General features: G+C 64.3%; 10 protein-coding genes. All 10 read right to left on the bottom strand.

Annotation, left to right across the window (positions count from 1 at the left end; translation table 11 throughout):
- A partial coding sequence (locus VJ811_RS19395) for a helix-turn-helix domain-containing protein (protein ID WP_414711910.1) occupies positions 1 to 94 on the bottom strand: 94 nt, incomplete at its 3' end.
- A gap of 117 nt (positions 95 to 211) precedes the next feature.
- Positions 212 to 1,435, bottom strand: coding sequence for a bifunctional glutamate N-acetyltransferase/amino-acid acetyltransferase ArgJ (gene argJ, locus VJ811_RS03540; protein ID WP_324070898.1), 1,224 nt, complete (start codon positions 1,433 to 1,435; stop codon positions 212 to 214).
- A 158-nt stretch (positions 1,436 to 1,593) separates the two neighbouring features.
- On the bottom strand, positions 1,594 to 3,030 hold the full coding sequence (locus VJ811_RS03535; RefSeq protein ID WP_324070897.1) for an aldehyde dehydrogenase family protein: 1,437 nt from the start codon (positions 3,028 to 3,030) through the stop codon (positions 1,594 to 1,596).
- Positions 3,031 to 3,227: 197 nt separating this feature from the next.
- Positions 3,228 to 4,538: a M20/M25/M40 family metallo-hydrolase gene (locus tag VJ811_RS03530; protein WP_324070896.1), complete on the bottom strand. Its 1,311-nt coding sequence runs from the start codon at positions 4,536 to 4,538 to the stop codon at positions 3,228 to 3,230.
- 146 nt (positions 4,539 to 4,684) lie between these two features.
- Positions 4,685 to 5,296, bottom strand: coding sequence for a flavodoxin family protein (locus VJ811_RS03525; protein WP_324070895.1), 612 nt, complete (start codon positions 5,294 to 5,296; stop codon positions 4,685 to 4,687).
- 51 nt (positions 5,297 to 5,347) lie between these two features.
- Positions 5,348 to 6,844 carry a PQQ-dependent sugar dehydrogenase gene (locus VJ811_RS03520; protein ID WP_324070894.1) on the bottom strand — a complete coding sequence of 499 codons (1,497 nt, stop codon included), beginning with the start codon at positions 6,842 to 6,844 and terminating at the stop codon, positions 5,348 to 5,350.
- Between the two features lie 106 nt (positions 6,845 to 6,950).
- Positions 6,951 to 7,469: an SRPBCC family protein gene (locus tag VJ811_RS03515; protein WP_324070893.1), complete on the bottom strand. Its 519-nt coding sequence runs from the start codon at positions 7,467 to 7,469 to the stop codon at positions 6,951 to 6,953.
- A 141-nt stretch (positions 7,470 to 7,610) separates the two neighbouring features.
- Positions 7,611 to 9,023 (bottom strand): type I glutamate--ammonia ligase, encoded by a 1,413-nt coding sequence (glnA, locus tag VJ811_RS03510; RefSeq protein WP_324070892.1) that lies wholly within the window; start codon positions 9,021 to 9,023, stop codon positions 7,611 to 7,613.
- A gap of 71 nt (positions 9,024 to 9,094) precedes the next feature.
- Entirely contained in the window at positions 9,095 to 9,433 is a 339-nt protein-coding gene (locus tag VJ811_RS03505) for a P-II family nitrogen regulator (protein ID WP_037518110.1), read from the bottom strand.
- Positions 9,434 to 9,893: 460 nt separating this feature from the next.
- Positions 9,894 to 12,080: a PQQ-dependent dehydrogenase, methanol/ethanol family gene (locus tag VJ811_RS03500; protein ID WP_324070891.1), complete on the bottom strand. Its 2,187-nt coding sequence runs from the start codon at positions 12,078 to 12,080 to the stop codon at positions 9,894 to 9,896.
- Positions 12,081 to 12,166 lie beyond the last annotated feature (86 nt).

Raw genomic sequence — 12,166 nt, 5'->3', positions numbered from 1 at the left:
GAGCTGCCGCGATTTGCCGGAGCGATTGCCCGTCTTCATGAAGACGGGCAATCGAACAGCGCTCCTCAAGCGATAACTGGCGGTAGTTCGACATGGCAACACCTGTGTCAGGTGTTGCACTTCGTTTGTGAACTCAGGGGGATCCATGCCGACGTCACAAACATGGGCTGTGGACCCCGGATCAAGTCCGGGGTGACGATATTATTTGGGGTCAGCTCCGATAATCGGCGTTGATGCTGATATATCCGTGGGTCAGGTCGCACGTCCAGACGGTCGCGCGGCCGGTGCCGAGGCCCAGGTCGGCACCAACACGGATTTCTAGACCTTTGAGGTGCGCTGCGACCGGCGCTTCGTCGTAACCGTCGACGGGTAGACCGTCCTTCGCGACCCAGTAATCGCCGAAGCGGATCGCGAGCTTGTCGCGGTCGGCGGGTTCGCCGGCCTTGCCCACCGCCATCACGACGCGGCCCCAATTGGCATCCTCGCCCGCGATTGCGGTCTTGACCAGCGGCGAATTGGCGATGGCGAGTGCGACGCGCTTGGCGCTGTCGTCGCTGACCGCGCCGCTCACCTGTATCTCGATGAATTTCGACGCGCCTTCGCCATCGCGCACGACCTGCTGCGCGAGGTCCAGCGCGACCTGGCGGATTGCGGCGTACAGCGCGTCGGCGCTCGGATCGTCGCGCGCGGTCAGCACCGCGTTGTCCGCCTGCCCGGTGGCGAAGAGCAGCACCGTGTCGCTGGTGGAGGTGTCGCTGTCGACGGTGATGCTGTTGAAGCTGCCGCCAGTCGCTTCGCTGAGCATCTCCTGCAACAGCGCGGGCGCGACGGCGGCGTCGGTGAAGATATAGCCGAGCATCGTCGCCATGTCGGGGGCGATCATGCCCGATCCCTTGACGATGCCCGCGACTTGGACGGTCTTGCCATCGACGATCGCACTCGCGGCCGAACCTTTGGCGAAGGTATCGGTGGTGCAGATGGTTTCGGCGGCGGCTTCCCATGAGCAGGGGGTGGCGGTCAGTGCGGTCTCGACCCCGGCGCGCGCCTTGTCCTTGGGCAAGGGCACGCCGATGACGCCGGTCGAACTGACGAAGACTTCGCTGGTCTCGCAGCCGAGATGCTCTGCAACCTGCGCCATGATCTGCTCGACCGCCTCGCGCCCGCGATAGCCGGTGAAGGCGTTGCTGTTGCCGGCGTTGACGATCAGCGCGCGGCCGGTGCCGCCCTTGACCTGCTCGCGCCCGAGTTCGACTTCGGACGAGCAGCAGATGTTGCGCGTGAAGACGCCCGCGACGGTGGTGCCGGGGGTTAGCTCGACATAGGTGAGGTCGCAGCGGTCCCATGTCTTATATTGCGCGCGCGCGACGCGGCGCGTGACTCCGGCGATTTCGGGGAGGGCGGGGAAGGTTGCGGGGGCAAGGGGGGAGCGGGTCATGTAGAAGCGCTTAGCGGGAGTTCGCGCAATGCAAAACCCCTCCCGCTTGCGGGAGGGGCAGCGAGACTTGCGAGCTTGCTCGCTAGTCGTAGCGGGGAGGGTTAGCAACGCTATGCCCTCCCCCGACCCCTCCCGCAAGCGGGAGGGGAGAAGATGGCTTACCCGGGAATGCCGCTGATCGATTTCACTTCCATGAAATCCTTGAGGCCGAACACCCCGCCTTCGCGGCCGTTGCCCGATGCCTTGTAGCCGCCGAATGCCGCGCCCGGGCCGGGACCCCAGGCGTTGACCGCAACCATGCCGGCGCGCAGCTTCGGTGCCACGGCGGCCGCCTTGGCGGGGTCGCCCGAGATCACTGCCGACAGGCCATATTCGGTGTCGTTGGCGATATCGACCGCTTCGTCGAGCGTGTCATAGGCCATGACCGTCGCGACGGGGCCGAAGATTTCCTCGTTGGCGATGCGCATGTCGCGGGTGACGCCCGAGAAGACCGTCGGCTTGATATAATAGCCGCGGTTGACGTTGCTCGGCAGGCCGGTGCCGCCGGTCTCCAGCGTCGCGCCTTCGTCGATCGCCGACTGGATCAGACCCTGAATCTTGTCGAATTGCGCCTTGTTGACAACGGGGCCGATATGGCCGCCCTCGGCCTGCGGGTCGCCGACCTGCGTACCGTCGAACATCGCCTTGATCACGCCGACGGCTTCGGCCTCGCGGTCCTTCTGGACGAGGATGCGCGTCGGGGCGATGCAGCTCTGCCCGGTGTTGACGAGCACGCCCTGTACCGTTGGCGGCAGCACCGCGGCGAAATCGGCGTCGGGCAGGACGATGTTCGGCGACTTGCCGCCGAGTTCCTGATGGACGCGCTTGACGGTGTCGGCCGCCGCCTTGGCGACGAGGATGCCGGCGCGGGTCGAGCCGGTGAAGCTCACCATTTCGATGCCGGGGTGCGCGCTGATCGCGTTGCCGACCGTCGGGCCGTCACCCTGAACGAGGTTGAACACGCCCGGGGGAACGCCCGCCGCATCGAGGATTTCGGCGAAGATCGTCGCATTGCCCGGGCATTCTTCGGACGGCTTCAGCACCATCGTGTTGCCGCCGGCGAGCGCCGGGGCGACCTTGAGCGCGATCTGATTGAGCGGCCAGTTCCACGGCGTAATCATGCCGACGACGCCGATCGGTTCATAGGCGATCACGCCCGCGGCATATTTTTCGGTGAAGCTGAAATCCTGCAGCGCGGCGATCGTGCCGAGGAAGCCTCCGATGCCTGCGCCGACCTGCGCGGTGCCGGCGAAGCTGACCGGGGCGCCCATTTCGCTCGCCATCGATTTGGCGAGATCGGGTGCGCGCTTCTTATATTCTTCGACGATGCGGTTCAGCAGGTCGAGCCGTTCTTCGCGCGTCGTCTGCGACCAGCTCTTCAGTGCCTCGCGCGCTGCGGCGACGGCCTCGTCGACGTCGGCGGCGGTGCCGAGGACGATCGTCGAGGCGGCTTCTTCGGTTGCGGGGTTGATGACGTCGTGGGGCTTGCCGCCCTTGCTGTCGACCCATTGGCCGCCGATGTAGTTCTGCTTGAGGTGCGTTGCGGTGTCGCTCATCGTTCTTCTCCCATCGGCGTGTCTAAATACGTCTCGCATTGCTACCTAATGACGGCAGCGAATGAATCAAGCGCCACACCCCATTTTCGTCACCCGACTGTTCCCCGGCGAAGGCCGGTGTCCAGGGTGTTCATACGCGAACGCGGGTTGGCGGCGCTCTGGACTCCGGCCTTCGCCGGGGAACAGAAAATTACGGCTCAGCGCTTTTCAGCCGAAAGCCGTGACATCAATATGGCAGCGCGCGTCGCCTGGCGCGCGATGCTCGGGATGTCGACCGCTTCGCCGGGGGCGTGATCGCCGGTGCTGTAGGGACCGAGTCCCGCGATGCCGTCGACGTCGGCGGCGACGAAGCTGATGTCGCCCGCGCCGCGCTTCAGCGGGTCGAGCGGCGCCATTTCGGCGAGGCCGAGGTCGCGGTTGACGCCGTTGAGCTTGGTGAGCAGCGCGCGGTTGCCGTCGGTGGGCGCCATCGGCGGATAGCCGCCCGGGTCGAAGCTGATCGTCGCATCGGTGCCGGGGGCATGTTCGGCGACGATCGCGGTCATCTTTGCCTTCACACGGGAGATTTGTTCGTTTGACAGGGCGCGCAGGTCGCCGCGCGCGACCGCTACGGGTGCGATGATGTTGGTCTTTCCGGTCACCGTCGCGCGGATCCCGCCCGCGTCGAGGTCGGCCTGCTGGCCGCCCGCGATCAGCCCGACGTTGAAGGTCAGGTTCGGTTCGGGCAGCTCGGTACGAAAGCGGTGGATGATGCGAGTGAGTTCATAGATCGCGCCGTCGCCCGCCGCGGCGCTGAAGATGCCCGAGCTGTGCGCGCTCTTGCCCGTCGCAGTGACGGTCCAGCTGTCCGACGAACGGCGCGCGACCGAGCCCATGTCGGCGCCATTGTCGCGCACGAGCCCTTCGAAATCGAGCGCGACGTCGCTGCGCTTGCCCGCGGCGATCAGGTCGGCGCGCGCCTTTTCGATCGGGGTGCCCGAATCCTCCTCGTCGCCCGTCATATGGATTTCGATATTGGCGTCCTTCAGCGTGCCCGCGGCCTGCATCGCGCGCAGCGCCGCGACGATCACGACCATCCCGCCCTTGTCGTCGCCCGCACCGGGGCCTTCGCCCATATCGCCCTTGCGGGTGAATATCTGGAAGGGCGAGTCAGGCTCGAACACCGTGTCGAGATGCGCGATGAGGAGCAGGCGCTTGGTGTCGGGCTTGCCGATATGCGTCGCGATCAGGTGGCCGGCGCGGCCGGTGTCGGTCATCGGCTTCCACTCGACCTTGAAACCGAGCGGCTCAAGTTCGGCGCGCATCATCGCCCCGACCTTTTCGACGCCCTCCAGATTGAGCGAGCCGCTGTTTTGGTTGACGAGTTTTTCGAGCAAGGCGAGCGAACGATCCTGCTCGGCCACGACGATCTTTGCCATTGCGCTTTCGGGTTTGGAGAGTTTAGCCTCTGCGACGGGCGTGAAGGTGAGCCCAAGGGCGACGAGAGCGGCGAGCGGCAGCGATTTCATGGGAGACTCCAGCCCTATAAGATTCTGAATCGCCGCCCCCGCGAAGGCGGGGGCCGCTGGAGATGCAGCGCAAGGCCGACAGCGGCCCCCGCCTTCGCGGGGGCGACGGACAAAGTGTGCCTTGGTTGATGATCAGGTGCAAGCCGTCAGCCGGGATAGGGCGCCTGTTTGAGCAGCCAGGCGAGATGTGTGGCATTGGCGGCGACCATCTTCGCCGTCTCGGTCACCTTGCGCGGGCGATGCTCGAGATCCTGGAAATCGACATGGTGCATCGCCTCGCCGACCCAATAGCAGGCGGCGACCGCGGGGATCGTCCAGCCGACATCGTTCAGCGCCTGGAAGATTTGCGATGAGACATTGTGTGCGCCGTCTTCGTTGCCGACGATCGCGGCGACCGCGACCTTCGAAGAGCTGGGCATGCGGCCGGCATCGTCGGTTTCGCCCAAAAAGGCGTCCATCCGTTCGAGGACCAGCTTTGCAACACTCGACGCCTGCCCCATCCAGATCGGGGTGCCGAAGATCAATATGTCGGCCGCCAGTATCCGTTCGCGAATCTTCGGCCAGTCGTCGCCCGGCCCCTCGTTCGAAGTGACGCCCCATTTGACATTATGCGCGGCGACGCGGATCGGGTCGGCGACCTTTACGCCCAGCGCCGTGAAATGTTCGGCGAGCACTGCAATCATCGCGTCGGTCGAACTAGCGCGGCTTCCGGCCGAAAGCGAGCAGTTGATGGCGGTGGCGGTCAGCGGAGCGGGCATGATCCTGTCCTCGCGGGGCTTGCACCCCCAAGGAAAGCGCCCGCGACCGACTCAGGTTCCCTGGCGCACCATGAAAATGTCGCCGCCGATGCTGACGAGGAAAAGGTTCCCTGCACTATCCTCGCCGAACGAGGCGATCGAATTCAGCGCTCCCGCGTCGGGTGCGAAATCCTCGTTTCGCCGCGCAAAGCGCGAGGAGGCGAGCGTCTGACCCGGAACGAGGCTGGAGAAGGGCACCGTCCAGATATTGCCCGAAACGAAGTCGGCGAAGACATATTGGCCGACGAGCGACGCCACAGGGCCGCGATAGACATAGCCGCCGGTGATCGAATTGCCCTGCCGCGGGCCGCTGCCATGGCCATATTCGGCGACCGGGTCGGTAAGGCCGCCGGGCGCGGTGCCGGTATAGGGCTGTGTCCCTTCCTTGAAACGCCAGCCAAAATTGAGTCCCGGCTGCGTCGTCGTGACCAGGTCGATTTCTTCGACCGCGCCTTGCCCGACGTCGCCGATGATCAGCGTCGAGCCCGAAAAGGCGGTGCGGAACGGATTGCGCAGGCCAAGTGCGTATACATAGGGGTCGCCGCCGCCGCCGAGATAGGGGTTGCCCGGTGCGGGCACCAGGAAATCGTCATTGTCGGGAACCGCGGCACCGGCATAGGGATCTTCGACGACCCTGATCCGCAATATCTTGCCCAGCCGCGAATTGGGGTTCTGGGCATTGTTGCCGGGATCGCCCGCGCCGCCGCCATCGCCCACCCCGGCATAGAGAAAACCGTCAGGGCCAAAGACCATCGAACCGCCGTTGTGATTATTCGCCCCCGGATGCGGTATCGCGAGCGTCGCTATCACGCGCGGCGTTCCGGAAAGGATCCCATATTCGCGAAGCTCGATATCGCCGGCGGCATTGGTGCAGTAGATCATGAAGCGATCGGAATTCGCCGGATTGGGCAGCAGCGCCATGCCCAGCAATCCGCGTTCGCCGTCGGTCGACAGATCGCCGACGGTGAAGAGCAAGGTTCTGGCGCCGGTCGAGGGGGTCAGGCGATAGACGCGGCCCGCCTTTTCCAGCACATAGACGTCGCTGCTGCCCGGAATGCCGAGAACGAAGGTCGGCTGGCTGAAGCCCGTACCCACGCGTGCGACGGCGATGCCTTCGCGGCTGTTGGTGACGGTGATATTGACCGTCTGCGTCGCGCTGGCGCTGGCGTCGCTGACGCGAAGCTGGACCGAATAGACATTGTCCCCATTGGCATCGCCGGGAAGGTCATAGTCGGGCGCGGCGTTGAAGCGGAGCGCCCCGGCGGCGGTGATCGAAAAGAGTGCGGCATCGGCGCCGCCGTCGATGGCGAAGGTCAGCGCATCGCCGTTGGGATTGCTGGCGGCCGCTTGATAGGCGGCGGCCGTGTTTTCCGCGACGCTGGCCGTCTGGAGCGAGGTGAAAGTCGGCGGCGCGTTGGCCGCGGGCGGGGTGCCGCCGCCGCCCCCTCCGCCGCCTCCACAAGAGGCAAGGAGCAAGGGCGTGAGGCCGGCCAGGAAACGCATTCGCATGGGAAAACAGCCTTTTCGCGATCGAACGCACCCGGATGTTATCTGCCATCCGGCACTGGAGACCGCAACCCCGCGGATTTATCAAATAAGCCGCGGGCAGAACCCGTCAGGCGGGTTCCTTGACCTCGTTGAAATCGTCGAGCTTGCCCAGCGCGTCGCGGGCGATTTTCTGCAGCGCGGAGCGATTGACCGCGAAGCCTTTCGCGCCATGGCCCGTCAGATCGTCGATCGTGAAGGCGACGCGCGTGCGGTCGGGTGCGAGTTCCTCGAAGGTGAACTTCAGTCCGGTGCTGAGTGCACCGTCGTCGACGCTGTAGATCAGATGCGCCTCGCGCGGGATTTCCATCGCGACCGCGATCTTGACCTTGTACGCGTCCGGCCGTTCGTCGGGCACGAGCTTTTCGAACCCGGGTTCGCCCTTTTGCGCGACGAGTTCGTAGAGCCGCGTCGATCCGCCGTTGGTGACGAGCGGCAGGCCGGTAAAGGCGCTGCCGTCGCCGAACAGCTTGGCGAACACCTGCTCGCGCGGCGCCGCGACGATCCGCGTCTGGTTCACCAGTTCGGCCATCTTGCCGCAGCCGGTCGCCAGCAGCATCGCGGCAATCGGAACCATTATGCGAAACATCGAGCATTCCCCCCGGAAAGACCGGCCTTCTCTTAACGCGAAGGGCTTACCAAAGCGTAATCGGGGCCGGCGACCCAAAGGAAAGGGCGCCCCGTTCCCCCGAACCGGACGCCCTTCCTTGGCGCTACTGATCTTTGCGGATCAGGCGCTGTAGTACATGTCGAATTCGACCGGGCTCGGGGTCTGTTCGACGCGATAGACCTCGTCCCACTTCAGCTCGACATAGGCTTCGATCTGGTCCTTCGAGAACACGTCGCCCTTCAGGAGGAAGTCGTGGTCGGCCATCAGGCTGTCGAGCGCTTCGCGAAGTGAACCGCAGACGGTCGGGACTTCGCTCAGTTCTTCGGGCGGCAGATCGTACAGATTCTTGTCCATCGGGTCGCCCGGGTGGATCTTGTTCTGGATGCCGTCGAGGCCCGCCATCAGCAGCGCCGAATAGCAGAGATAGGGGTTCGCCATCGCGTCGGGGAAACGGAATTCGACGCGCTTCGCCTTGGCGCCCGCGCCATAGGGGATGCGGCACGAAGCCGAGCGGTTACGGCTCGAATAAGCGAGCAGCACCGGGGCTTCGAAGCCGGGGACGAGGCGCTTGTAGCTGTTCGTCGTCGGGTTGGTGAAGGCATTCAGCGCCTTGGCATGCTTCACCACGCCGCCGATGAAATAGAGGCACATATCCGAAAGGCCGGCATAGCCGTTACCCGCAAAGAGCGGCTTGCCCTTTTCCCAGATCGAGATGTGGGTGTGCATGCCGCTGCCGTTGTCGTCCTTGATCGGCTTCGGCATGAAGGTCGCGGTCTTGCCATAAGCATGCGCGACCTGATGCACGACATATTTGTAGATCTGCATGCGGTCGGCGGTTTCGGTCAGCGTCCCGAAGGTCAGGCCGAGTTCGTGCTGCGCGGCAGCGACTTCGTGATGATGCTTGTCGCAGGGCAGGCCGAGTTCGAGCATCGTCGAGACCATTTCGGCGCGAATGTCGACGGCGCTGTCGACCGGCGCGACGGGGAAATAACCGCCCTTGGCGCGCGGACGGTGGCCGAGGTTGCCGCCCTCATAGCTGCGGCCGGTGTTGGTCGGCAGTTCGATATCGTCGATCTCGAAGCCCGACTTGTTATACCCGGTTTCGAAACGGACATCGTCGAACATGAAGAATTCGGCTTCGGGGCCGACATAGACGGTGTCGCCGATACCGGTCGAGGCGACATAGGCCTCGGCGCGCTTCGCGGTGGTGCGCGGGTCGCGGGCATAGCCTTCGCCGGTCGAGGGTTCGACGATGTCGCAGAAGATGACGAGCATCGGGGTCGCCGAGAAGGGATCGTCATAGACGGCGTCGAGGTCGGGCTTCAGGATCATGTCGCTCTCGTTGATCGCCTTCCAGCCTTCGATCGACGAACCGTCGAACATCAGCCCGTCTTCGAGTTCGTCCTCGCCGAGGACCGAGGCGACCATGGTCAAATGCTGCCATTTGCCCTTGGGGTCGGTGAAGCGCAGGTCGACCCACTCGATGTCGTTTTCCTTGATCCGCGCGATGATATCCTTGGGCTTCGTAGCCATCGTCTATGCTTCCTTCTTGCGAAATGGTCCGGCGTGCCGGGGATTGTCGGGTTTTCAAAAAGTGCGAAAGATCAAAGCGCATCCTCGTTGCGTTCGCCGGTGCGGATGCGGAGTGCGGTCTCGACCGGAATGACGAAGATCTTGCCGTCGCCGATGCGGCCGGTCTGCGCGGCGGCGGCGATGGCCTCCACCACGCGTTCGGCCATCGAGTCTTCGACGATGACCTCCAGCTTCACCTTGGGCAGAAAGTCGACGACATATTCGGCGCCGCGATAGAGTTCGGTGTGACCCTTTTGCCGGCCGAAACCCTTGGCTTCGGTGACGGTGATGCCGCTGACACCCACTTCGTGCAGCGCTTCCTTCACTTCGTCGAGCTTGAACGGCTTGATGATCGCCTCAATCTTCTTCACGCTTTTCGTCCCCCTTTTGGGCTGGCCGCCGCTCCTTGCGCGTCGAGCCGGATCAGCTGTGCTGGCCCGGTTCGCCGTCGAGTCGGTGCGGTGTCCCGCCATCTTGCACCAATCAAAAGCCGTGCCAATTGGCGAATCGTGGGGTTTTGGTAAGAAATTTGAAACGAAATAACGCCGTTGCCCAAAGGGCGGGCAACAAAGAGTTTTTGCTGCCTAAATTATAGGCATGAACGGCTGGGCTGTTCTATTTTGTTTCACGCGAAGACGCGAAGGCGCGAAGAAGGCGGCGTCATGGACGCCGGCCTCACTTGCTGATCGCGCAAAGCGCCTTTCGATGTCGCCTGCGGCGATAAATAGACGGCAGGTCTCGTGTGCGACCTTCTTCGCGTCTTCGCGTGAAATTTCCAATCCCATCCTCTCCGCAACCACAACCGATCGAGGAAATACAAGGATCGGTGTTCTATCTCCCAACCGGCGCCGCGTCGTCCGCCAGATTGGCCTTGGTCCAGTTCGAGCGTTCGATGACATAGGCGCGAATCGCTTCGGCATCTTGCGGCGTCAGCACCTTGGCGAAGCTCACCATGCCGCGGTCCTTGAGCGTGCCGTCGATGATCACCGATTTCCACGCGTCGGCGTTGGCGAGCGTGCCCGAGACGCGGAGGTCGGGGGTGAAGCCGTTACCGATCGCGCTGTCGCCGTGACAGACGATGCAATAGCGCCCGAAATGCGCTTTGCCCGCCGCGACCTGTGCGGGCGAGGCGGTCATCGGCGGAGGGTTCCACGCGAGCGCCGCGGAGGAGGGCGGGGCAGGGAGTTTCACCGTGCCGCCGATCTTCATGACGATCAGGCGCGGGATGTTCGGGATCTTGCGCGACGCGCCGCCCGCGACCCCGGCGACGAGGGGGAAGGCGCCGCCCTTGCTGGTCATGAAAGCGACATATTGCACCCCGCCGACGCGGAAGGTCGAGGGTGCGCTGACGATCCCCGATTGCATATCGAGGTCGAGCAACTGCTTGCCGGTGTCGGCGGCATAGGCGCGGAAGCGGCCGAGGCTGGTGCCCTGGAACACCAGGTTGCCCGCGGTGGTCATCGTGCCGCCGTTCCACGCCGCGGGATGATCGACCGCCCATGCGACCTTGCCGGTGCGCGGGTCGAAGGCGACGAGCCGTCCGGTGGTCGCGGCGACCGCGGCGCGGAAGGCGGCCTTGTCGTCGGGCAGCATGGTCTTGTTGAGAGACGTGCCGACGTTGAAGCCGAGCACCTTTCTTTTGTCGAGTTCGTCCATGTCGGCGAGATAACCCTGCGGGATCTGCTGCGCGGGAATATAGACGAGCCCCGTTCCGGGATTGTAGCTCATCGGATGCCAGTTATGCGCGCCGAGCGCGCCGGGCACTGCGATAAAGGGCTTGCCGGTCCGGTAGAAACGCGCCTCGGGATTTTCGATCGGGCGTCCCGTTGTCAGATCATAGCCGGTAGCCCAGTTGATCCCGTCGACGAAGGGCTTGGCATCGATCAGCTTGCCGTTGGTACGGTCGATTGTGAAGAAAAAGCCGTTCTTCGGCGCATGGTACAGCACCTTGACCGGCTTCCCGTTCACCGCCTGCTCGGCGAGGATGATCGGCTGGGTTGCGGTATAGTCCCACGTTTCGGCGGGCGTTTCCTGATAATGCCATTTATATTTGCCGGTCGAGGCGTCGAGCGCGACGACCGAGGAGAGGAACCAGTTGTCGCCCTCGCCATTCGAGCGCGTGCCATGGTTCCACGGATTGCCGTTGCCGACGCCGAGATAGACCTGGTCGAGATACTTGTCGTAGACGATCGCGTCCCACACCGTGCCGCCGCCGCCCGAGGTCTGCCACTCACCCTTGTCGGACCATGTCGCATTGCCCTTGCTCGCGAAGATGTCGTCCGACGCGGCGCCATCCTTTGCCTTAGTCGGGTTCGGTGCCGTGTAGAAACGCCAGCGCTCCTTGCCGGTATCGGCGTCGTAGGCGGTGACATAGCCGCGCACCCCGAACTCGGCGCCGCCGTTGCCGATCAGCACCATATCCTTCACGACGCGCGGCGCGCCGGTGATCGTGTAGGGTTTCGACGCGTCGAACGTCTGCGTCGACCACAGCTCCTTGCCGGTCTTCTTGTCGAGCGCGATGAGGCGGCCGTCGAGCGCGCCGACGAACAGCTTGTCGCCCCACACCGCGACGCCGCGATTGACCACGTCGCAGCAGGCGCTGACAGCGCGTTCGCCGGGGACCTTGGGGTCGAACTTCCAGAGCGACTTGCCCGTCGCGGCGTCCCATGCGCTGACTTTCGACCAGGCGTGGGTGACATACATGACGCCGTCGACGACCACGGGCGTCGCTTCCTGCCCGCGCGCGTCCTCAAGGTCGGCGGTCCAGGCGATACCGAGGGTGCCGACATTCTGGTCGTTGATGTCGGTGAGCGGGCTGAAACGCTGTTCGTCGTAGCTGTAGCCGATCGCGCCCCAGTCGTCGCCGTTGCCGCCGGTCTCGAGCAGGGTCTCGCTGGCCCTTTCGGCGTCATCGAGCGATCCGCCGCTCGAGATACTGTCATTTTTCGATGCGTTGCATGAAGTCAATGCCAGCGCCGCGCAGCTCAGCAGTGCGGCCGTCCAGACCCGTTTCGCCATCCCTTGCTCTCCCGTTTCGACGCCTATGCTTGACGTTAACGTCAAGACTGCGCCGGATGGGCGGGGGGCGCAAGCGGGAAAATGGG

It is taken from the genome of Sphingopyxis sp. (assembly GCF_035250425.1).
Taxonomy (GTDB): domain Bacteria; phylum Pseudomonadota; class Alphaproteobacteria; order Sphingomonadales; family Sphingomonadaceae; genus Sphingopyxis.
The sequence above is the reverse complement of the archived record's forward strand: the minus strand, read 5'-3'. Positions and strand labels throughout refer to the sequence as shown.